This window comes from Rhodococcus sp. IEGM 1366, from assembly GCF_033142425.1.
In the GTDB taxonomy this organism is placed as follows: Bacteria; Actinomycetota; Actinomycetes; order Mycobacteriales; family Mycobacteriaceae; genus Rhodococcus_F; species Rhodococcus_F globerula.
On record NZ_JAWLRZ010000014.1, the window covers coordinates 24,434 to 47,429 of the forward strand.

Annotated in this window: 19 protein-coding genes; 12 read left to right on the forward strand and 7 right to left on the reverse strand. The window is 60.2% G+C overall.

Annotation, left to right across the window (positions count from 1 at the left end; all coding sequences use genetic code 11):
* The first annotated feature begins 38 nt into the window (after positions 1-38).
* Together R4P64_RS30060 and R4P64_RS30065 are read left to right on the forward strand one after the other, a co-directional pair.
* Positions 39-683, forward strand: a complete 645-nt coding sequence (locus R4P64_RS30060) for a HemK2/MTQ2 family protein methyltransferase (RefSeq protein ID WP_317823942.1) — start codon at positions 39-41, stop codon at positions 681-683.
* Positions 680-5,053, forward strand: a complete 4,374-nt coding sequence (locus R4P64_RS30065) for an amino acid adenylation domain-containing protein (protein ID WP_317823840.1) — start codon at positions 680-682, stop codon at positions 5,051-5,053. Before R4P64_RS30060 ends, R4P64_RS30065 begins: the two co-directional genes overlap by 4 nt.
* A gap of 3 nt (positions 5,054-5,056) precedes the next feature.
* Here R4P64_RS30065 and R4P64_RS30070 read toward each other — a convergent pair whose 3' ends face one another.
* Positions 5,057-5,482: a DUF1003 domain-containing protein gene (locus R4P64_RS30070; protein WP_317823842.1), complete on the reverse strand. Its 426-nt coding sequence runs from the start codon at positions 5,480-5,482 to the stop codon at positions 5,057-5,059.
* A gap of 264 nt (positions 5,483-5,746) precedes the next feature.
* Between R4P64_RS30070 and R4P64_RS34095 the strand changes: the two genes are divergently transcribed.
* Together R4P64_RS34095 and R4P64_RS34100 are read left to right on the forward strand one after the other, a co-directional pair.
* Complete coding sequence (locus R4P64_RS34095; RefSeq protein WP_411742737.1) at positions 5,747-6,226, forward strand: hypothetical protein; 480 nt, start codon at positions 5,747-5,749, stop codon at positions 6,224-6,226.
* Entirely contained in the window at positions 6,108-6,842 is a 735-nt protein-coding gene (locus R4P64_RS34100; RefSeq protein ID WP_411742733.1) for a peptidase dimerization domain-containing protein, read from the forward strand. Before R4P64_RS34095 ends, R4P64_RS34100 begins: the two co-directional genes overlap by 119 nt.
* A 341-nt stretch (positions 6,843-7,183) precedes the next feature.
* On the opposite strand, the gene R4P64_RS30080 is transcribed toward R4P64_RS34100, so the two are convergent.
* The gene (locus R4P64_RS30080; protein ID WP_317823843.1) at positions 7,184-7,396 is read right to left on the reverse strand and encodes a hypothetical protein; all 213 of its coding nucleotides are present in this window, start codon (positions 7,394-7,396) and stop codon (positions 7,184-7,186) included.
* Between the two features lie 145 nt (positions 7,397-7,541).
* On the opposite strand from R4P64_RS30080, the gene R4P64_RS30085 reads away from it, so the two are divergent.
* From R4P64_RS30085 to R4P64_RS30110, 6 genes are all read left to right on the forward strand, one after another.
* Positions 7,542-7,748 (forward strand): hypothetical protein, encoded by a 207-nt coding sequence (locus R4P64_RS30085; RefSeq protein ID WP_317823844.1) that lies wholly within the window; start codon positions 7,542-7,544, stop codon positions 7,746-7,748.
* 628 nt (positions 7,749-8,376) lie between these two features.
* Positions 8,377-8,544, forward strand: coding sequence for a hypothetical protein (locus R4P64_RS30090; protein ID WP_317823845.1), 168 nt, complete (start codon positions 8,377-8,379; stop codon positions 8,542-8,544).
* A gap of 178 nt (positions 8,545-8,722) precedes the next feature.
* Positions 8,723-8,941, forward strand: a complete 219-nt coding sequence (locus tag R4P64_RS30095; RefSeq protein WP_317823846.1) for a hypothetical protein — start codon at positions 8,723-8,725, stop codon at positions 8,939-8,941.
* An 812-nt stretch (positions 8,942-9,753) separates the two neighbouring features.
* Positions 9,754-10,434 (forward strand): hypothetical protein, encoded by a 681-nt coding sequence (locus R4P64_RS30100; RefSeq protein ID WP_317823847.1) that lies wholly within the window; start codon positions 9,754-9,756, stop codon positions 10,432-10,434.
* A gap of 70 nt (positions 10,435-10,504) precedes the next feature.
* Positions 10,505-12,055, forward strand: a complete 1,551-nt coding sequence (locus R4P64_RS30105) for a fibronectin type III domain-containing protein (protein ID WP_317823848.1) — start codon at positions 10,505-10,507, stop codon at positions 12,053-12,055.
* Positions 12,056-12,065: 10 nt separating this feature from the next.
* Positions 12,066-12,428 carry a hypothetical protein gene (locus R4P64_RS30110; RefSeq protein WP_317823850.1) on the forward strand — a complete coding sequence of 121 codons (363 nt, stop codon included), beginning with the start codon at positions 12,066-12,068 and terminating at the stop codon, positions 12,426-12,428.
* Between the two features lie 2,399 nt (positions 12,429-14,827).
* Here the strand turns inward: R4P64_RS30110 and R4P64_RS30115 are convergent.
* A complete protein-coding gene (locus R4P64_RS30115) occupies positions 14,828-15,388 on the reverse strand; it encodes a hypothetical protein (RefSeq protein ID WP_317823852.1) in 561 nt (186 codons plus the stop codon).
* Between the two features lie 198 nt (positions 15,389-15,586).
* Positions 15,587-16,531 (reverse strand): class A beta-lactamase, encoded by a 945-nt coding sequence (gene bla, locus R4P64_RS30120; RefSeq protein WP_317823854.1) that lies wholly within the window; start codon positions 16,529-16,531, stop codon positions 15,587-15,589.
* A 133-nt stretch (positions 16,532-16,664) separates the two neighbouring features.
* On the opposite strand from bla, the gene R4P64_RS30125 reads away from it, so the two are divergent.
* Both R4P64_RS30125 and R4P64_RS30130 read left to right on the forward strand, forming a co-directional pair.
* Positions 16,665-17,567, forward strand: coding sequence for a LysR family transcriptional regulator (locus tag R4P64_RS30125; protein WP_317823856.1), 903 nt, complete (start codon positions 16,665-16,667; stop codon positions 17,565-17,567).
* Complete coding sequence (locus R4P64_RS30130) at positions 17,564-18,475, forward strand: serine hydrolase (RefSeq protein ID WP_317823858.1); 912 nt, start codon at positions 17,564-17,566, stop codon at positions 18,473-18,475. The genes R4P64_RS30125 and R4P64_RS30130 overlap by 4 nt, the downstream gene beginning before the upstream one ends.
* A 19-nt stretch (positions 18,476-18,494) precedes the next feature.
* Here R4P64_RS30130 and R4P64_RS34105 read toward each other — a convergent pair whose 3' ends face one another.
* From R4P64_RS34105 to R4P64_RS30140, 3 genes are all read right to left on the reverse strand, one after another.
* A complete protein-coding gene (locus tag R4P64_RS34105; protein WP_411742734.1) occupies positions 18,495-18,941 on the reverse strand; it encodes a cutinase family protein in 447 nt (148 codons plus the stop codon).
* 1,027 nt (positions 18,942-19,968) lie between these two features.
* Positions 19,969-21,519 carry an AMP-binding protein gene (locus tag R4P64_RS30135; RefSeq protein ID WP_317823860.1) on the reverse strand — a complete coding sequence of 517 codons (1,551 nt, stop codon included), beginning with the start codon at positions 21,517-21,519 and terminating at the stop codon, positions 19,969-19,971.
* 43 nt (positions 21,520-21,562) lie between these two features.
* Positions 21,563-22,915, reverse strand: a complete 1,353-nt coding sequence (locus R4P64_RS30140) for an MFS transporter (RefSeq protein WP_317823862.1) — start codon at positions 22,913-22,915, stop codon at positions 21,563-21,565.
* Between the last annotated feature and the right edge of the window lie 81 nt (positions 22,916-22,996).

A 22,996-nucleotide genomic window follows, 5' to 3' on the forward strand; every position in this document is an offset into this window, starting at 1 on the left:
ATCCCCACCGAACAAGTCCACGGCAGGAGCGCAGTGTGATGATTCGATTTCCCGGAACCTATGCGCCTCAGAGCAATACTCGCCTCATCTCCGACGCCGTACTCGCCGAGAAGTCGGATGCGTCTTCTCAGGTGCTCGATCTGTGCTCCGGCAGTGGTGCGCTGAGCGTGTGCGCGACCAACACCGGGGCGGGAACGGTTTTCGCCGTGGATATCTCACGACGTGCCGCGGTTTGCACCTGGATGAACGGGCGACTCCGCGGTCACAGAATCTGCGTCCGTCACCGAGATCTCCTAGCCCCGTTTCACGGTCGTCGATTCGACCTCGTCGCCTCGAACCCACCCTATGTTCCTTCTGCGGGCGATCGTGCTCCACGCACCGGCCGTGCCCGCAGTTGGGACGGAGGCAACGACGGACGCCTATTGATCGATCGCATATGTGCGACGGCACCGGGTGTCCTGCGGAATGAGGGCACGATACTGCTGGTCCAGTCCGCACTCAGCGGCATCGATCTCACCGTCGAACTGTTCGCCGACCACGAACCCGAGGCATCGGTGGTATCGAGGACCTCGATTCCTTTCGGGCCGGTGTTGCTGTCGCGCAGGCGATACCCGGAGTCGATCGGTGTCATCGATCCCGATCAGGTCACCGAAGAGATCATCATGATCCGAGCGAAACGATGACGCCGTTGACAGCTGCACAACGCTCGTTGTGGTTCGCTCAGTCCCTCGATCCGACGACGCCGTTTGTCATAGCTCAGTTCGTTGATCTGAACGGTGAACTGGACGCATCTCGGCTGGAATCAGCGACAGTCGCCGCGCACCGAGAGTTCGGTGTTTCGGGCCTTCGTCTACGTGTGACGGACGGAGTGCCGGAATTGGACGACGACCCTGATGTGGCACTGGTCGGCGGCAGGTTGGATTTTCGTCGATACGACGATCCCGTCGAGGCAGCGATGACGTGGATGAATCGAGAGTGGAGCACAGCAACTCTCGATCCGGACACGGCCCTCACCGTCGCAAATCTGTTGCAGGTCGGCCCTCATCGCTGGTTCTGGTACTACCGTGCGCATCACATCGCACTCGACGGTTACTCCGCTGCACTTCTGATGCGCCGCACCGCCGAGATCTATCTGTCTGCTGGGCCGGTGAGGCCGGATCAGGTCGACTCGATTGTGTCGGATCGCCTGGCTGAGGTTGCCCGCCAGGAAAGCCGATACCAAGAATCGCAGCGCTGTGTCCGCGATCGAGAATTCTGGCACGAGAAACTTCGGTCGGTTCCTTCATCTCCGTCCTTGGGAACGAGTGCGACCGATACTTCTCGGCGAAGAACGCTGCGGGCGAGTGGCACAGTGCCACTGTCCGATCTCTCGGCAGCAACCGTGATATCGGCGTTCGCGTCATACGTCGCACTGATGTGTGGTGTCGACGACCTGTGTTTGTCCCTGCCGGTATCCGGACGAGTGACTGCTGCGTCGAGATCGTTACCAGGCGCGATGTCGAACGTGGTTCCTCTAGTACTTCACGGAGTGGGTGCGTTGACACCCTCCTCGGCGGTGTCCGTTGTCGAAAGCGCACTGAGCGAGGCACTTCGGCACCAACGTTACCGCCGGGAGGACATTGCCGCTCTGACTGACGGCAGACGGCAGTCAAGAGTGCAGTCGTTCGGTCCGGTCGTGAACGTCATGTTGTTCGACAGGACCCTGACCTTGGGTGAGGTACGAGGTCACGTCGAGATACTCACGACCGGACCGGTCGATGATATTGCGCTCAACGTCTACCCCGGTTACACAGGGAACGTTCGCGTCGATCTCGAGGCCAACGGTGCGTTGTACAGCTCTGCCGAACTTTCTGCGCATCATGATCGATTCGTTCGGTTCCTCGAGGCATTCGTCGACACGCCGCCGGATCATCCTGCTCCGCCTCTGTGGACGGATGTCGAGATGGGAGCCACGACGCCGGCGCGTGGCGAGCTTTCGGTCGAGCCCAGAAGTCTTGATTCTCTTCTGCGTTCCGCAGTGCACCACGCGGCCGATTCGGTTGCGATCTCCGACGGTGATCGGTCATGGACCTACGGGCACCTCGATCGGATGGCGGACATCTGGAGTCGACACTTGAAGGCCGCCGATGTGGGCCCCGATGATGTTGTCGTCGTGGCGATCCCGCGATCCATCGAATCGGTCCTGGCAATGTGGGCTGCGGCGCGTGTGGGAGCCACATATGTACCGATCGATCCGGCCCACCCCGCCGAACGGCTCGTAGACATGCTCGGGGTGTGCAAACCGAAGATCGGGCTCACGGTTTCCGGATTACGAAATACGTTACCGTACAACATCAAGTGGCTGTTTTTGGACCGTGACCCCGGTGCTCTCGCGCCGTCGATCGGAGCCGAGCCCGCACATGCCGATCATCGGGCCTACATGATCTTCACCTCCGGCTCCACCGGCCGGCCCAAAGCGGTGTCGGTCACTCACCGCGGCCTGGCCAATTTGGCCACCGATATCCGCGAGAAATACGATCTCGATTCACGATCTATTGTATTACATTGTGCTTCAACCAGTTTCGATACTTCTGTGGTAGAGATGCTCGCGCCCGCTCTGTTCGGCGCTTCGTCGGTGATCTGTCCACCCGAGACTGTTGGTGGATTCGAGCTGGAAAACCTCATCTGCCGCCATGACGTGACACATCTACTCGTAACACCCTCGGCGCTCGCAACATTGGCTCCGGAACGGGTGCCCTGTTTGAAGTTCCTGATAGTCGGTGGCGAGAAATTACCGTACGAACTGATGCGCCGGTGGGCGCCGTTCGTGCATGTTCGAAGCGCGTACGGTCCTACCGAGGCGACATGCAGTGTCACCATCACCGACGTAGTGAACGTCGACGATCGTGTGACACTCGGGCGGCTCATGCACGGAGTCCAGGCGGTAGTTCTCGACTCGTCGCTCAATCCGCTGTCCACCGGGGCCGCGGGGGAGCTCTACCTGTCGGGACCTAGTTTGGCCCGAGGCTACGAGGGTAGGGCGGGGGAGACGTCTGCGCGTTTCGTTGCGTCCACTCTTTCAGCTGGGCAGCGTATGTTCCGAAGCGGTGATCGGGTCCGATGGACAGACGATGCCCAACTCGAATTCCTCGGCCGCACAGACGATCAGGTGAAGGTGCGTGGGCGCCGAATCGAACTCGGTGAGATCGATTCCGTCCTGTACGGCCACCCGTCGGTCGAGTTCGCCACGACGCTGGTCCACGATCTTGCCAACGGTTCGCCAGCGCTGGTGAGTTACGTGAAACTGCACCCGGGAATGGGGGACTCGGATGCAGGTATCGAACGTCTTCTGACACAGAAGTTGCCTGAATACATGATCCCGGTTGTGGTGATTCGAATCGATGCGGTTCCGCTCACCACGAACAAGAAAGTCGATCGGAGCGCGCTCCCCGCACCCACATTCGAGCGAAGGGAAGCGTTGCGGGCCGCAACACCGATCGAGGCCCGCATCATCCGTGCCTTCGAGGAAGTGCTCACGGCCACCGAGATCGGCCACAGTGATTCGTTCTTCGATCTCGGGGGAGACTCATTGTCTGCAACGCGAGTGATCGGCCGCCTCAACGCTGAATTCGGCATCAACCTCGGTGTTCGCGATCTGTTCGACTCGCCGAGCGCCGCCGCGCTCGCGAGTTCCTGCGGCCCACACGTCGGACGGGTGCCACCGTTGGAACGAGCCATCGACACCTCGCCGCCGGCCCTTTCACCTGCACAAGAAAACATCTGTCGAGAACTCACGTCACCTGCTCTGTACAACTTGCCCTTCACAATTCGCGTGCGCGGCAGACTCGACCACGACGCGTTGACGTCGGCGGTGCACGACGTAATGGCCAGGCACGAAACACTCCGAACCGTGTACCCGGATGTCGAAGGTTCGACCCGCCCGCTAGTAGTGAATCCGGACCAGATTCCGCGGGAACTGCTGGTGGTCGAAAGGAATTCCAGCGATGCAGAATCGATCGTTCACCAGACGCTCTCTCGGGGTTTCGATGTGCGTTCCGAGATCCCCATTCGCTTGATCGTATGTACATACAGTCGCGACGATCATCTATTGGCGGCGGTTGTCCATCACATCGCGGCGGACGGCTGGTCCCTTGCCATTCTCGCGCGCGACTTGTCCACCGCGTACGAGGCTCGCGCGCGGAACACACACCCGACATGGCCGGAGACCGCGGTGCGATACTCGGACTACGCCAAGTGGCGCACGGCAATTCTGGGAGCGCAGCAGACGCCGACCAACCTCACTGTCGGTCAACTCGAACACTGGGCGAGGATTCTCGACGGGGCACCGAGCGAGATTTCTCTGCCACTCGACCATGCTCGACCCTCGATGTGGACATTCGGGGCCGGGCGAGTCGGATTCTTGCTCGATCCGGAGACTCATCGGGGGTTGACGACGTCTGCAAAGCGAGCCGAGACCGGGATGTTCACTGTCGTCCACGCCGTCGTGAAGGCGACACTGAACGCTCTGTCCGGTGACCACGACATCATCATCGGTAGCCCGGTTGCAGGCCGCGGCCATCCGAAGCTCGACGACCTCGTCGGCATGTTCGTGAACACACTCGTGCTTCGCACCCACGTCGATGTGACGGCGAACTTCGACGCTCTCGTAGCCGAGTGCCGCCGAGTAGAGCTGTTGGCGCACGATCACAGTGATGTGCAGTTCGAGCGACTGGTCGACTACCTCGATCCTCCTCGTCACGCGTCGCTGCACCCGTACTTCCAAGTGGCAATGTCATTCGAGAACTTCCCTGCCGCATTGCTCGAATCCGACGGGCTGACCTTCGAGGTCACGCCGCGGCCACTCGACATCGCCAAGTGTGACCTTCATTTTCACTTCGCCGAAGCATTCGACGAGACGGGTAAACCTGCCGGGATCGATGCGGCACTCGTCTATTCGTCCGATCTCTTCGATGCAGCTACTGCCACCCTCTTCGTCAAGACCCTGTCCGCGACCGCGGATGCTCTCGTGGCGAGTCCGGATGCGGCGCTGCTCGCGCTGGACACGAGACCGTGACGGTCAGCGTACGGTGTGTTCCGACGTGCAGACATGCTTGTGGATTTCCCGCGAGAGTTCAGCGACGGTCTCGGTCAGGGCCGTGTTCGCCTCGATCAACTGCCGGAGTTGATTGGTGTTGTCGAGAGTGTGAACCGCAACTTCACTACTGATCGCGTCCGCCCGTTTCGCCGAGATCAACAAGATTGCCCCTTGCATGCCTGCAAGCATCGACAAAAATAGATTCAGCAGAATGAAAGGGTAGGGATCGAAACCGGTGTTGCCGTTGAACCCCGCCCAGATTCCCATAATCGCGACGAACACGAGGACGAACGGCCACGACCCCATACCGTTGCGGACCACATCGGCCGCACGTTCCCCGCGGGTCAGCTCCGAACCCGTACGGACTGCGGGATGCAGATGCCACCGATTCTTGTTTCCTTGTTTCATGGTTCGTCATTGTGCCCCTGTTCCTACTCTCACAGTTCGAGCGGGCGAACGGTGATGGATTCGAAGACGAGCGCGACGGTTCTGTGCCGCCCCTTTGTGATGATCGACTGAGGTTGCGGGCTTCTTCCAGGACGACGAGCAGGCGCGCCGCGGAGCGTGAAGAACGATGGGCAGCAACGGCATTCGTCCAAGATATCCGGGCATGCCCTCGGCGGGGCGTGCTGCGATGACGTCAGTTGCCCGCTCACGGAAGGAAAAATAATGATGTCCACGGACCCGCGTAGTCCGGCGGCGTTGTCCGGTCTGGCTGATCTCCGAGGCTGGCAGGAAGAGCTCTACCGAGATCTGCATCGGCATCCGAAACTCTCGCATCAGGAGCACTGCACGGCAGGAATCTTCGTGAAAAAGTCACGTGCGGTGGGTTTTTCGGTAGATGCGGGTGTCGACACCGGGGTGGTCGGTGTGCTGCGAGGCGGGAACGGCTCGGCGGTGCTGCTGCGGGCGGACATGGACCCCCATCCCGTCCTGGAGGCGACTGGTCTGCCATACGCAAGTATCGCTATTGCGTCGGGTGGGGATGGGGGACGAGGTGCCGATCATGCACGCTTGTGGTCACGATGTCCACGTGGCGTGTCTGCTCGGGGCTGCTCAGTTGCTCGCCGACGGGAGCGAGCACTGGAACGGCACCGTGATCGCATTGTTTCAACCGGCGGAGCAAGTCGGCGATGGTCGACAATCGATTGAGCGAACAGTTGCCAACGGTCGATGTCGCTCTCACCCAGCATATGTTGCCCGCTCCGACTGGGTAGTCGGTACGCGCAGCGGTCCGGTCCTGTCCGCGCCTGACAGTAAGCGGATCATTGTTCACGGGCGCAGTGGTCATAGGTCGATGCCGCAGGCGACGGTCGATCCAGTGGTGTTGGCGGCGATGACCGTGGCCCGGTTTCAGACGGTGATCTCGCGGGAAACCGTGCCGGGTGAACCTGGGGTCCTGACTGTTGGTCGTATCGTGGCCGGGGCCAAAAGCAATGTCATTGCCGATCATGCGGTACTCGAGCTCAATGTCAGGACGTACAGCGAGTCGACTCGTACGGCGATTCTCGATGCCATCGACCGGATTGTGACGGCTGAATGTCAGGCGTCGCGGTCGCCGAAGGACCCCGAGTTCGTATTGTTCGATCGGTTCCCGTTGACGGACAACGACTCTGATGCGACCGAGCGAGTTGCAGCTGCCTTCGCGCGCATTTCGTTGAGCGCATCACGGTGTTGCCGATGCAGGCCGCGAGTGAGGACTTCAGTGACACTCCGGCCGCTCTGGGTGTGCCGTACATGTATTGGGGTTTGGCGGCATCGATCTTGATGTCTATCGGCAGGCCGAGTTGGCGGGTCGGGTGCCACGGGATGTTCCGGTCAATTGCTCGGCTGTTTTTGCTCCGGTGATTCAACCCACCCTCGATACGGGTACGGAGGTACTGCTTGTCGCTGCGCTGGCATGGCTGTGACCGTGGTGTTCGAATGGTTGGAGGTTACTGACCCGGGGATGGGACAGCCCGAGGAATGTCGGGATGTCCCACTAGACCCTGTTCTCCTCGTGAGTGCACTGTCAGGCAAGGTGGGCAGGAGGGTTGTGGACCACGTGTTCCCGCCAGGCGTTGAGCGGGCTCAGCCGGTTCAGGCGGGAGAACTATTTGCAGGCCCCGATTAGTCTGGGAGTTTGCGTAATTCGGCGATGGTCAGTCCTAGTGAGTCGAGCCGAGCCATGATGCTCCTCATGGCGATGTAGTCGGCTGCCGGGCCGTGCAGGCTTGTGTATCCGCCCGCGGTTGACGCCACCTTCATATTGGGGAAAGCGGCGTCCATGTGATCAGACACGTCTCCGTCGATGAGGAACTGGTAGCGAATCGGAGAATTCAAATTACTGGCCCCTGACTTGTCGAAGTGCCGCCTGCATGGTGAGTTTTGCTGTGTTGTGGAGTTTCTGCTTCATCCGTTTCGGGTGAACGCCAATTATTTCTAGTGGTCATACGGTGGGGGTGGATTGCGGTATCAATGCTTCCCTGTGATCAGTCTGCATACTCGCGTCGGTTTGGCGGCCGGCAAAGCGACAGACCGCCGAAGTGTTCTCGCTGCCGCTCGGGCGAAACACCCTTACCTCTTCGGCGCGGCGGCCGCACCAAAGAACCTCGATCTGCCGGAACGTGTCTGGATCAACCGGGCAGACGACGAATCCGAGATCCCGGAGGCGACGGAAACGCCCGCCACCTAGCTCCCGCCGGATTACGTTGTGGCGCATCGGGAGTTGATGCCATCGGTCGAAGATCAGCGCTCGAAGTATCTCTACAGCGGGGTCGAGAACTCGCACCAGCCCGCCAGGCAGCGAGAACCCGCCATGGAGTTCTTCCACGCAATGGGTGCAGCGCAACGGATCCTGTCGGTGTTCAGCGCGATCTCGCCGCTGTTAACACGGAAGCGGCACGACCGGGGAGTTGACTGAGACCTACTTTGGGCCCGTATCCGATCTCAACCGATTTCGGTGACGAATCCCGTGCGGATGACAGATACCGACATCGGCGAATCAACCCCTTGGGCCTCGTCGTGAATAGACCGCCCCTGAACGGGTAGACATCCGAACAGGCATGACGCAACAACCACGCCCACCTCGATCTCAGAAAAAGTACCTGACGCCCGAACAACTCGAAGTAACCAATTATTCTGCGGTCGAAGCCAAACCGGCAAGGAGAACTCACCGTTCAACAATCGATCGCCCTGCGAGGGATGGGTACGCCATAAATCGACGGGGCACAGTTCGGGAGGGAAAGTCGATCAGCGCTCAGGATCTTCACACGACACCGTCGCGAGGTGTTCAATACTTCCGGGGTAGGAGGATTGGCGACATGCACCAAAATCGTGCGGCGCGTTTCGACGGCGCACTTGCGTTGTTAGCTGGAGTCCTCTCTGGTGTGGTTGTGGGTGCCACGACCGACAGCATATGGGAGGGAATCTCCACCGGTTCGGCAATTGCCGCAGCTTTTGTACTAGCCCGACTGCTCATACGGGGCTGACCCGAACCATCGTCAACGTCGCGATTGCGCGCCGGTTCACTCCTGCCCTCCAAACCGCCGGAATCTGTGAACGAGGGTCTGTCTCTAGCTCCTCTGATGAGAGCTATCCGACTCCGCATGAGGCAGGGCGGGGTCGGTTGGTGTGCTCTGAGTTTCACGGGGATGGCCCATTCTCAGTATGCCCACCGGAGTGCAATTCGGCGCCTGCGACTATCCCTCCGGGGCACTGTTTCGCGTCGGCCTCACCACCGTGACATGCGACGTCGTCACTTCCTATCCCAGCGATCCCGGGGACAGCAATGGTTACTTCGCCGTCTACGTCATCCCCGGACCGGTATGGACCGAACCACCCGTCACCGGATCCCTTGGCTCACTGAACTCGATTCTCGTCAGCTGACCTTCCCGGCAGTGCGCGCGTTATCAGTGCAGGTGTCCCTCAATAACATTGTCCTCCAATTCCTTTGGTAGGGGTGGAGGACTGTCGTTCGGGGATTCTCTCACCGATCATGTCCGAGAATGGATCGAATGAGAGATGGCACCAGTACCGCACAAATATGCGTGTGGGGCATTCGCGGCGGTATTTAGTAGCGCATGTTGGCACGATCGTTTTCTAACAGCAGGTTAGCAAACGACGCGTTCTGGCCAATGAACTTCACTCGGCGAATGAAGTCAACTGGTAGTGGAATTCCGTCTTTCGTTTCGTAGCGACCTCCTGGATGCACGCTTAGGCCTCGTGTGGCCAAAACGCCGCCATGCGAGCCGTGGGCACTTGTCGGCTATCTTTTTCCTGACACTCGGCGTGGGCACGGAATCACGTGCCGTCGCGGGCCCTGGCGCTGACTTCTCGGTGACGGCTTCCACGGCGGTCGCAAGTCGGGGCACAGCGTCTATCGCTATCGCGCCTATCTAGTGCTTTTATTCGTTCTTAGGAGTTCCTATTACTGCAAGTATTCCGGCCGGTGTTGACCGGCGAGAAGTCATCTGGCCCAACGAGAAACTGATTCTCACGTCTGAGGATGGGACGGCGACGTCTGTTCCTCAGGTGGGGAAGGTGACGACCACTCCTGCTGCGGGTCAGGTGGTGGTGAACAGTGTGGATCCTGCATTCACTCTGTCTACGCGTTCTGATGCAGTGCATTTGGATGCGGATGGTTTGATGCGCGCCTACTTGGAGTGTACGGATGATCCTGACATTGAGCCGCACAACAGTTGGACGTATTCGTCCCGTGGGGATTGGACCGGTTCGCCGACAGTGACGTGCCGGTGCCGATGGTCGACATCGATCCCGAGACCGGGAAGATGCCGCCCCTGAACTTGTCGACTGCGGTATCCCGTGCGTACGTGTCGGGTGTGTTGATCACGAAGGGCAAGCCGGGTGATCCTGGGCCGGGTATCGCGTCGATCGATCCTGACGGCACAGTGCATTTGACGGACGGTTTGACTGTGTCGTGGGAGCTCCCTCCGGCTATCGCTGATGATGCTGCGGTGGCAGAGTTGGTGACTTCGGAGACTGAAACGGCTGCAGTGGTGGCGCCTCGCATCAGGGAGGTCGGAGACGGCACTTACGCCCCCATTGGGTCGGCAGGAGCTAAGACTGATGATGCCGCCTCGGATGCTGTGAATTCATGGCACACCAATCCCCGTTCGCTCTACAGCGCACTCCGTGACCGGGCGTATCAGGGCGTGGTCTCCGAGAACGGAACCATCGGCATATCCGTCCACGATCGACGCCGGGGCACGGCATCGAAAGTGAACCTCGGCAAGTATGGCGTTGACGACCACAACTGTCCGGCCTTCCTATTCGAGGATGACAAGGTTCCGGTAGCTGCGATCGTCCAGCACGCCGTGGAGCCGTTCGTTCGTCTACGCCTGGGCGCAGCCCCCCCATGACTACGAGAGTCTCGCAACAGCATCCGAGCAGCAGGTCACGTTCCATGATGTGTGCACGTATGCGCACCTGATGCGTAAGACCGCAACGAACACGATGCTTGTCGGTAGCACGGGCTGGCATAAGAAGATCACGACAGACTGGGACGCAACCGTCGGAACCGCATACCCGTTCCACATGAGCGCGTACGCCACGTTCCGGCAGGTAGGGCACTATGTGCACTACACGACATATGCCCATCCGATCACGACTCCGAACGCCTCGACGCGGTACTTCCGTATCGACCTGGATACGGGCGTCTGCACCAATGCGGCGGGAACGGTCATCGGCAACGTCTTCACGGATACCGTTGCTATCCCAGCGGCGAGTATGACCCTGGCCCGCCAGTCTTACGACACGGATGCTGGCCACAACACCGACCGTATCTTCGACATCGGCCCGTCAGGCTCGATTGCGGCAATGCAGTTCGATAAGAATCAGCCCGAGCTGGGCGGCATCTACGGCGTGTACCGATTCGCCACTACTGGCGCTACGCCAAGCTCCTCGCAGTCTCCGGATGATCCGCAGCGAGGATGGGTGTTCGAGCCGATCATCGCCTCCGGGCTGCCGGTCGGCTACTACCAGTCCTCTTACGTGGGTGGCATGTACTTCGGGTCCACTGACAACGAGGTCTATCTGGCCCGCGAGGCGGCGGGTACGTGGACGTTGGAGCGGTGGGTTAAGTCTGGTTCAACGTGGTCTATCGCTGAAGTCATCGAGACCCGTACCGATGGAACGAAACTCGGACGGCCCGAGGTGCCGTGGGGTGCTGAAGGCAAGAAATTCCTGGCTGCTGTCGAGTATTTCTACTACCCGACGAACACCTTCCTGGGGTACTACGGTGACCAGAAACTGTTCCCGACCACAGCGCTCCCGCCTGTCCCGGACACCACGCCGCCCTCGGCTCCCGGCGGGTTGACCGCAGTTGCAGGCGACGGACAAGTTGCCTTGTCCTGGTCTGCTGCGGCCGATAACGTGGCGATCGCGAACTACAAGGTCTATCAAGGCTTCTCGCTGATCGACACCCTGACCGGTACATCAAAGACCGTGACGGCACTCGGCAACGGGACGGAATACACGTTCCGCATCAAGGCCGTGGATACCTCGGGCAACGAGTCCAACTATGGCGTATTCCCTGCTGCAACCCCTGTCGGGCCGTCGCAAGATCCGCGACTCAACATCGGGTCGATGGTTCTCATCGATCCGACCAATGAGTTCGAGGCATGGCCTGCTGGCGTGCCTACAGCCACGGTGCCGAACCTGGCCCGCAATCATGCGTTGGCGATTGCCGGTTCCGGTGTTGCATCGGATTGGGACTTCACCGTCTCGAACACGCTGACAGCTACTGACGGTTTGGTGGAGCGCACCACCAAGGGTGGTCTGCACATGCTGGTCTCGCAGTCCACGGGCGTTGGCGGGCGTAGGTTCGTTTTGAACAACGAGGCGCTGCGGGCATGGATGGCCGCGCACACGTCGGATGACTTCTTTGTATCTCTGTGGGCGACCCCAACACGGCTGTCTGCTGAGGCAACCCCCGAGCACGTTGCAGCGGGCGGTCGGGTTTGTCACCGCAGCAAGTGGTGACAGTCAGGCTGTGCGTTTGGCGACGGGAAACAAGTTCACAGTCGCGCCGTCTGCGAACCGTTCGGGCGTCAAGGAATCCGCAACGCCTGCTGTGGTGGATTCCCCGATCAGTATCAATGGTGCGCACACTGCGATCGTTGCGCCGGGTACAAATCCGGCCTACGTATTCGCGGGTCACTACAACACTGATGCTGCGATCGTAAACAAGGACGCATCGTGGATTCTGTACTCCTTGTGGCTCGAGAACCTCACGGTCTCGGGTCGTACGTACGCACAGTGTGCGGCGCAGGATCTCGCGCTGTTCAACGCCAAGGTCGGCGTGGGTGGTCGCTACAACGGTGACACGCACACAGCCGTGAGCACCCTGCCGTAACCCGCCCACTCTTGCTCATTTTTGAAGCTGCAGCGCTGTTGCTCAACCCCGATATGCCTGGGCCACTCGCGCCTCCCACAGGTACGGCATGCAATCAAAGTGCCCGCTGCAGAACAGGTGAGTGTCGACTGCAGCGGGCCGTACGTATCAACACCTCGGGGGCGTATTGATACAAAACGCAACACTAGTGGACTGCGCCAACGAATTCGGGGACTTTACGGCCCTCGTGAAGGGGAAGCGCTCACCGGCGCATACGGTACGCCGGTGAGCCATACGCACCAGGCCGCACAACGGCGAATCGGAGGACGGTGCGTAGTTCAACGAGGCTCACCCCCGGCGAATGGCAACCGATAGGAAGACCCCTGTGGCGGGACCTCGCGCATGAGTATTACCGCCACGTCAGTCTTATATCCGATCGGTTCAGTTTCGAAACCTTGGCCGGAAATACGTCCAGAATGGACAATCTACTCATGGTCGATATGTCTGTCCCCGATCGCATTCCGAACGAAATACGGCAGTGTCGCGAGTGTGAGGTGGCACCCGGTTCATTGCATGTTCCGGGATGCGACATGGAGCGGTGTCATCACTGGTGGCCGAAGGTGTACTGGCCGCAACTGGTGGCGGCCAGTGCGTCGTTGCGCCGTCAATGGGTCAGTTGCGACGAGTGTAGGGCGGAGGAGTGTGCCCGCAATGGGCACGATTTCCGGGCTGCTGAGTGCTATTGGTGCGGAACGGAAACGCCTGCCTGATCCGCCCAGAATTGCTCAGGACAGTCGGCTCTTGTCGTAGAGCAGGCCGCAGATAACTGCAAAAACGGTGAAAATGCACAGCGCAATAACTAGCCACGTTTTCAGCCTGTCTGCGGGATCAGCACGTCTAACCTCGCGCTCAACTCGCGGAATGTGGTGTTTCGACATGGCCGGATCTTTCGTCTCAATCTGTGCGCCGATTCGGGGCGCCCCGCCGACAATCTGGGGAACATCATCGGCGGGGCCACTCGACCACGCAACTGGCCCAGCAGTCCGTGAGAGCCGAAGAAACATATCCGGCACTGAGTGCCTAATGCCAGTCTTCGATAGGTAACAGTTACCTGTGGGTTCAGTTGTATGGGCGATTGATGCCGTGCCGACCCGCCCGGAATGTGAGATTTGCATTCATCGAAACCTGGGACGAACGTGTGCACAATGAGTCAACACAATGAATGCGCCGCTAAGAACTGCACTGCACTTGCGACGAGGAGGCTCGGAGGCGACGCAAAGGGCGTCCGCCTGCTTGGACAAGTCGAACTGCCGGAAGCCTCGGTAGAGATATGGCTGTGCGACGACCACGAATTGAGCGACGCTGGCTGGGAGTGGATTTCCTGATCGCCGACTGACCCGCCCAGAATTGCTCAAAATCGCCCAATCTCATCGTGACGCTGGCGGCTTGCAGGCGGGTTAGAAACAGGATAGAAGTTAGGCAAGCCCCGCCGACTGGGATGGGAGTCGCTGCCGGCGGGGCCTGGCACCCTTCAGCGGAACTGTCTTTTCAATTCTCGAATTAGGGGCGCGATAAAGGTACCGGCAGCAACTTTGCCTCGCCACTTACATACCAGTAGTCACGAAACCCCCAACCTCATCGCGAGGTTGGGGGTTTCGTTGTCATCCGAGCTGAGCACACAGCACGGCGACCCACTATCTGTGTGGCGAAACCTCGCGTCCGATATCGCCACGACACTTATGTAGCCGATGGGATCGAAATCGAAACCCGCCTAGATTTGCTCACACCAGCGGTCGGGAAGAGCTCACCGGCGCATGCGGTGGACGCGGTCCGCCGGTGAACTGCGCACCGAGCCGGTGAGCGGTGCGCAGTTCAGAGGGCCCACCTCCGGCGAGTGACTGCCGGTAGGCGGGCCATGCATGACGGTTCCTCGCGCCTGAGTGTTGCCGCCACGACTGTCCTGTAGCCGATCGGATCGAATCCGAAACCCGCGCAGAATCGCTCACGCGTGGCGATCATTGGGCAGGGAAGCCAAGGTCTCGTTTCGATCACGGCCGACTGGGTACATGATTCACAGGCCGCGACGGCCGAGGTGAGCGTGCCGCCTCGCAACCGTGTGGTTCAGGTTCTTGCCAGTTGAGCACACAGCCCACGGAACCGATGTCGTTCGGGACTTCTTCCACGTCGGGGGATTTCGCTTCAATGAACGATGCCCCCACTCTCATCACTGAGAGTGGGGGCCTTTGTCGTCATCCGCGTTGAGCACACAACGTGGGGACCCTCTATCCGTGCTGGGGCTGACCCCTCATGTCTGGCCTCGCATCTCCACCGTAGGCCTGCGCCCAGGTTCGTGCCAGGTTTCGAACAGGACGACCGGAACAGATGGCAGCCGATTACACTCCTGACCCGCCCAGAATTGCTCACTGCCCGATTTTGGGTGAATAGCGAGACCTGTTGCGGCGGCGACACATATAGTCCCGCGCATGAACAGACAACTGCAGGCGAGTTGCTACACCCTCGTGGAATCCGAAGGCGTACGCCGTCACGTATCCCGCAGCTTCGAGACCGTACTTCATAAGAAAGAGATCCCATTGCTTCGGCAGCGATTTCTCGCAGTGTCTCGCAATCTCCTCCAATGATGAACAGGGCGCTGTGACTACCTCTTGCATCCAGGGGCGAATCACATCCGCTGCGCCCATTCCGGCCACGATGAATTTGCCTTGCTCGTGGATCCGAAACTTCCGCTCATGCGAGGCATGGCCGTTGAGTGAGGAAGCAAGCGTGTCCGTGACTACCGCAATTCGGTCCTCTGCCAGGCAATACATGAGAAGGGTCATGGCCGGGATCTTATTAGGAAGAAAATCGTTCGGCTGGCGTTTGGTTGCCTTCATTGATGACTTCGACCAGTTTCGCGGTTCCGCGAAACTCGCCTTCGCCTGGATCAGCGTGCCACGATAGTCGTTCTCATTGCTGTGATTCACAACCCCAGAATCTCAGGTCTGTTGCAACGATCTATTGAGACCACCTCGCTGGGAATGGACTAGTTTTCGGCCGTCGTTCACAGTTCTTGTGTGTCCCGGCGGAGAGCCGGTGGAGCCTCTGCGCGCGGCAATCGCGGTGTCTGGACCGTCGAGGTGAAACTTGGTTCGCTGATCTTGAATCGGTGACAATGGGATGCATCACTGGGTAAAGGCGCCCACAACCGACCTGGTGGCAGCGGCAATGGCGTCGTTGTTTCCCTTTGCGTCCTGGAGTCCGGTTGTGGAATCGCTGAGGATTGCCAGGACCAACGGCTTGCCCTGTGGATCCCACACGACACCTACGTCGTTCACCGTTCCGTATGCTCCGGCACCGGTCTTGTCCGCGCTCGTCCAGCCTTCCGGCAGCCCGGCGCGAATTCGGGTCTCGGAGGTCGTGCTGGCGCGCATCCAGGTTGCCAGACGGTCTCGTTCGGAATCTTGTAGTCCGTTGTCCAGCAACAGTGTTTGGTATCCACCTGCCAGTGCGCGTGGCGTCGACGTGTCTCGAAGGTCCTCGGGAGTCGCCTCGTTGAGACCTGGTTCCCACCGATCCAGTCGGGTGACTTCGTCGCCGATGGTGCGGGCGAACGAGGTCAGTGCGGAGGGTCCGCCGATTTCGCGAAGCAGATAGTTTCCGGCAGTGTTATCGCTCTTCGTCAGGGCAGCTTCGGCGAGTTCGGCGAGCGTCATGGATCCACCTGCGAACGCTTCGGTCACCGGAGAATTCTCGACAATGTCGGCTGGGTCGACGAAGGCCGGGGAATTGAGATCGGAGACGCCGGCCGTGCTTCGCTGCAAAACTGCTGCGGCGGCGTATGTCTTGAAGGTCGAGCACAGGGCGAACGCTTCGTCGGCGCGATGACCGTATGTGCGGCCGGTTTCCGGATCGATGGCAACAACTCCGAGTCGAACAGCGTGTGAGTGCTCCAGTTCGCCGAGTCGGTTGTCCAAGTCGGTGAGTGTGGCGTCGATTGTGGGTGCAACGACCGCGCTGGAGAGCTGAGATTGAGCTGGCGACGGTTCGGAGCACGCACACAGTGCCAGCGGAAGTGTCAGTGCTACCACGGCGATGCGTGTTCGTGCGCTGGAGAAGCGAGTATTCATGAGGACAATGTCCCGTTACTTGACCTGGTTCGGCCAAGTCGCAACCGGCTCACGCCGAGTCGCAAACAGTATCGTCGGTGTTCAGCCGGGGCGAATGAGTCCGAAAAGTCCAAATTGAAATTGTTTTGATTCAATGAGCACCATGGATCTCGTTCGACACCTCCGGTTCTTCGTCACGATTGCAGAGGAAGGGCACTTTGGCCGTGCAGCATCGCGCCTGCACATGACCCAGCCACCGCTGTCGCAGGGCCTGCGTCGTCTCGAGGAACGCCTCGGCGTCGCGCTGGTCGATCGAACGCCGCGAGGAGGAACGCTCACGTCCGCCGGGCGTGAACTTTTGCCACGCGCGCGGATGCTGGTCTCTGATGCGGACCGATTCGAGGAGGAAGGTGCCAGACTGTCCGGCTCGAGGGATGGGTCGGTGCGATGGGGAGTTGTCGGGGGTCTATCCGACTCGATCGTGCTCGCGTGTGTTCGTGCTCTCGGCAACGCGGAGCCGACGCGGGAGCAGATGCAGGCGAACGTGACGACCACAACGGCGGGTGCAACCGCACTGGTCGAGGCGGTCCGTCAGCGCATCATGGATGTTGCAGTGGTGGAACATCCAGCGCTCTTGGACGGTGTGCGCCACGGACCGGTACTGAGGATACCGAGATGGTTGGTTGTCCCGGAAGGACATCCGGTCACCGTTGCGGCGCAACCCCGAGTGCGCATGTTGCGTGGACTTTCGTTCGCGACGATGCCGCGCGCCGACAATCCTCCGGCACACGATCTCCTGGTGGACCTGTGGCGCGAGCGTGGGCTCGATCCCGATGTGGTCACTGCTGACGACGAGCGCAGTCTGCTGGCGCAGGTGGCGTCGGGTGGCGCGTTCGGGGTGACTACCACGCGACCGAGCGACCTGCCGGGAGTGTGTTGGGTTCCCAGTCTGCGGGAGGAGACCGTGATGCGCGTGCGGGTGATCTGGAATGCGGAGCGGGACTTGCCACTCCACATGTCGGCTCTCGATCGTGTGCTGCTCGAGGCTGGGCGATGACACCCCGTGATGTAGATAAACGGATCAAGAGCGCCTTCGCCGACGCCGGGTGCGTGGGGTGGTTGCACGCGCGCCGTATCACCGCGGCGGGAACTGCCGACATCGATATCGATATCGCTGCAGACGATCACGTGGTGATGGCATCGGTATACAAAGTGGCTCTTGCAGTTGCTCTGGGTCGGGCATTCGCTGCCGGCAGTCTCGATCCTTCGACGCGTGTCGAGGTCATTCCGGGAGATTTGACTCCTGGTCCGACCGGGTTGTCGCTACTGTGCGACCCGCTCGTGACGAGCCTGCGTGACATGATGGTCTCGATGCTGACCGCATCCGACAATGCGGCTGCCGACATTCTGCTGGACGCAGTCGGTCTCGACGCCGTAACAGAGCTCCTCGACGATCTGAGTTTGGATCGAACCCGAATCATGGGTGGCACCAATGAGATACACAGTCGATTGCGTATCGACATGGACGTCCACACCACTCGGGAAGCATTCGAAGCACTGTCGTCACCCGACACCGATATCGATATAGCTTCTTACGACCCAGCCCTGACCAGTGCGACCACTGCGCGGGACATGACGTCGCTGCTGAACTCGATCTGGATCGGAGAGGCTGTGCCCTCGCCATGGGGCCACTTCATCCGCGAGTCGATGTCGAAGCAAATCTGGCCGAACAGAATTCGTGCGGGATTCCCTCATCGCGGTGTCACAGTCGCAGGTAAGACCGGCACAATCGGCATCATCCGTAACGAGATCGCAGTCATCGAGTACCCAGGTGAAGTTCCCGTCGCCGTGGCAGTTTTCACTCGTGCTGCTCGGGTGGACCCAATCCTGCCGACTGTCGACGCCGTGATCGGCACAGTAGCGCGGATGGCCGTAACGGAACTCCGATCCGGCCGACTGGAGTGACGGGTGTGTGGACCGACGGCTATGGCGTCGGCGCAGTAGACCTTGTCTTCACGTGTGGGATGTTCTGGGGGTACCTCCGTGTACGGGGTTCTTTGGGGAAATGTCCGTGACCTACAGAATGTTCGGCCCCTCGCGGGTGGACTTTCGGTCCATGAGATCGCTCGCAGTCGGAGTCCGACAAGAGACCTTCTGGCACCCGCCGCAGCCGCGGAACTGTTCTGCACCAAGACTTCCGGCTGGCTGCGGCCAGCGAGTCGTTTCCGGTGAACGCTATGTCATCGCGACCGGTGGCGTCGGCGCCTTGGGAATAGCCGGAGAAGATGAATGTTGTTTGGGGGCATTTCGCGGCGACGGCGCTTACTTTGTCGATGGCCGTTGCTTTGCTGTCGCTGTCGGTTTTTCCCTGATCGAACGCCGAGGCAGTGTACGGGGTGAAGAACAGTTCGACTTTGTCACCTACTTCGATTTCAGCAAATTACCTACCGCTGCAGGCATTCCGACGGAAACGTTGGGATCGCCGCCGGGCTTGGTTTCGACGCGAGAGATCGTCGCTCCGTGCCCTGGGTGTCGTGCGGTGCATGGATTCGTAGTCCGGCCCGGTCTTGCTGGAGATCCCGTACTGGGCTATACCGGCTGGTCGGGATGCTGAAGATGGATGATGTCGATGCCGCGATCGCAACGTAGACCACCATGTTGGACAAGGACGAAGCGTTCGCGCTACTTCGTTCGGCGGATATCCCCGCTGCGCTGGTTAGATCAGTTCCCGCGGTCTTATGCGATCCAGCCCTCCGCGATTGAGGGATGCTCGCGGAAATCGGCGAGAACGATCGTGCGTGCACAGTACTTGGTAGCCTGCCGCCGAGGTCGGATTCGGAAGTGGCACAGGTGACTCCGGAACCGCTGCACGGGGAGTACACGGAAGGGGTACTTCGTATGTGGCTCAATATCGGTCCTTACGAGATCGATCAGCTTCGAGCGGACCATGTCATCTAGCCGAATTCGTGCGAGCGAGAAATGGAAACACGCGGCGCCGCGGATGAGGGTCTTCAGCGCGGCAGATCGATCGTTGTGACGAAACCTGATTGGCGGCTCCAGATCTGCGACTCGCTGAACTTGAAGCGCGTGGTGTCGCCGGTATAGCGGATGTCGGTAGAACGCGATCAGCGATGATGGCATTCATGGACTCCGGGGTACGGGCATCGACTACTCATCACTGACCCAATCAGGAGCTCACGGCCCATCACCGTCGCGAGTTCCCGGACACACTCTGAGTGGCGAGGCGACGCACCGACACGGCCTCGAGCCCCTCACCAGGCGCGGATCGTCGCATATGTCACCTCGACCTCATGCTCGGCCATGAACAACTCGGTCTCCCCGGATGAGGGGGTGAACCGGTGGTACAGCCACACGCAGTGGAAGATAATCTCCCGAGGGAGCCGGTAGCCCTGTGCGTCGGCGACACCACCGATACACCGCGACTGGACGGTATCGGATCAGGTTGACTGATTGTGTCCCAGGCGGTTGCGCAGAATGTACTTTTGAATCTTCCCGGTCCCCGTCTTCGGTAGCGGCCCGAAGATCACCCGCTTCGGTGTTTTGAAGCCAGGTAATTGTTTTCGGGCGAACATGATCAACTCCTGCTCGGTGAGGCGAGATCCGTCGACGACGGACGCGTAGGCGACGGGTACCTCGCCCCAGCGTTCGTGTGACTCTGCGACGACGGCACATTCGAGTACATCGGCGTGTCGTTCGAGCACCTGCTCCACTTCCACTGAGGCAATGTTCTCGCCACCCGAGATGATCACGTCTTTGGAGCGATCGCGCAGTTCGATGTAGTTGTCCGGGTGTTGAACTCCTAGATCGCCGGTCCGAAACCAGCCGGATCCGAACGACCGACGCGTCGCTTGGGCATCGCGGTAGTAGCCCAAGGCCACTGTGTTTCCGTGTACAGCGATTTCGCCTGTCGTCGTTCCATCCGCGGGAACGTCGGAGCCGTTTTCGTCTAGAACACGCAGGGGCGTACCCGCGATGTTGCAGTTTCCTTGTCTGGCCTTGAATCGTGCCTGTTCCTGCATAGCCAATGACGAATATTCGGAGGGGAACTCGCAGATCGCAGACGGTCCGAATGTTTCGGTCAGCCCGTACAGATGGGTGACGTCGAAGCCGAGATTGCCGAGTTGTGCGAGCAGTGTCGGCGACGGCGGTGCACCACCGGTGCCGACACGTAGAAGTTTGTCGACAGAGTGCGCAGCGGGGTGCGAGGCAAGGTCGATCAATACGGTTGGCGCAGCATTGAAACTGGTAATGCCCTCGGTGTCGATGAGTTCCCAGATGCGTCCGGCGTCGACCCTGGGGAGGCACACGTGTGTGCCTCCGGCAGCGGTGACGGCCCAGGTGAACGCCCACCCGTTGCAGTGGAACATCGGTAGTATCCAGAGGTGAGCGGTGTCGGTATCGAGTTTGCTGTGGAAGGCCATTGCCATTGCCTGGAGGTAGGCACCTCGATGGTGGTACATCACGCCTTTGGGGCGCCCGGTCGTCCCTGAGGTGTAGTTCAGCGTGATCATTGAGTGTTCGTCCGTAACCGGAATTTCCAGTTCTTCCGCGTCGCTCAGGCGTTCCTCGTACGTTTCCGAGTCGAGTGAGTACTCCACTGCCAACTGTTCGGCGATTTGGTCGAGCGATGTGTCGTACAGGAGGACGGTCGCACCGGAGTGCTCGATGATGTGCTGGAGTTCGGGGGCCGTCAGTCGTGTATTCAGTGCTACCAGTACAGCTCCCGCCATCGCGGCTCCGTAGTGGGCATCCAGCAGCATGCGACTGTTCGGGGCGAGTACTGCGACGTGGTCTCCTGGCTTCACATCGAGTGAAGCCAGGAGACCGGCGAGGCGCCGGCAGCGTGTCAACCACTGACGGTAGGTGATTCGGATGTCTCCGTCGACGACAGCGATCCGGTCGGGGAAGAACGTGGCAGAACGCCGTAGGAACGACCCTGGAGTGAGTTGTTCGGCTGTCGCGGGGGCGTGGAGCGGACGTGCGTGCATCGTGCGGTCTTCCTTCTCGGATCGCTTCCGAAGTTCAATTGTTCTATCGAATAGAAAGTGGTGCAACGGTTTCCGCATTCGATGCGGATAAGGTGCGCGATCCGCCGTACGTCGCGGTCCGGATGCTGAGCAAGGTGAGAATGCCGACCAGGCACGAGCCGAGGAGGAAGTATGCGGGAGAAAGGGAGTTTCCGGTGCGATCGATCAGCCACGTAGCGATATACGCGGCGGTTCCGCCGGTCGCGATGGTTGCGAGATTGAAGCCGAGAGCGACGCCGGTGAGCCTGACTCGGGACTTGAAGAGCGACGGGAAGAGCGGTGCTGTGGCGACCTGGATGAGGGGAGTGCCGAGTGCGAAGACGAAGAACGCCAGACCGGCAACCGCGAGTCCGTGGCCGTTCATCAGTGACATGGCAGGGTAGGCAAGTAGGCCGGATCCGATCAAGCCTGCTGCCGCGACGGGGACGCTACCGAACTTGTCGACGAGGAGTCCGGCGACGGGCATGAGTAGAGCGATGAGGACGATGATGAGTGCCGTCATCCAAGTGACTTGCGTTCTGTCGTAACCACCTTCGCGAACAAGATAGATGGCGACGTAGGTCAGCACCATGTATCCCGTGGCATTCTGCGCTATTCCCAGCCCGAAAACCTGCAGGACTTGCCTGGACTGAGTGCGGAGCAGTTCTGTGAGAGGCGCCTTTGCGACATCGACTGTTGTTGTGGAGTCAGCGAATTGGGGGGTGTCTTCGATTCGGGTACGGGTCCACAGGCAGAACAGTAGAAGCGGTACACCCAGCAGGAATGGGATTCGCCATCCCCAGCTGGACATTTGGGCATCAGTGGTGAGCGCTGAGACTGTGCCGACGGCGATCGCGGCGAGTGCGAATCCGGAGTTGCTGCCGAGTGCAACGAACGAAGCCCCGAGGCCCTTGCGCTTCGGGCCGACCGTCTCGTACACGTATGTCAGTGCGCCGCCTAGCTCTCCGCCTGCTGAGAATCCTTGCACCAGTCGCGCCACGACCAGGAGTATCGGTGCCAGAATGCCTACCGACTCGTAGACCGGCAGAAATGCCATGAGTAGGCTGCCGGCGCCCATCAGCAGGACTGACAGCAGGAGCGCACGTTTCCGTCCGTGTCTGTCGCCAAGGCGGCCGAAGAAGATTCCGCCGATGGGTCGCATGAGGTATGCGGACGCGAATACTGCGAGGCTGGCGAGTAGCGAGGCGGTTGGATCTCCGCCGGGGAAGAACAGGGGGCTCACGACTACTGCCAGGTAGGCGTAGACGGTGAGGTCGTAGTACTCGACGATGGTTCCGACTGCGGCGGCGAGAACTCCGCGGCGCCTCGTCTGGTCGAGGGCTCGGGTGTCGGTCTGGGAATTCGTGTGACTTTCCACGAACGTCTCATTTCTGTGCGGAAGTGTGAAGGAGATCGTGCGCTCCCCATGAAGTGGGAGTGGTCACATCTCGGGGCGCTT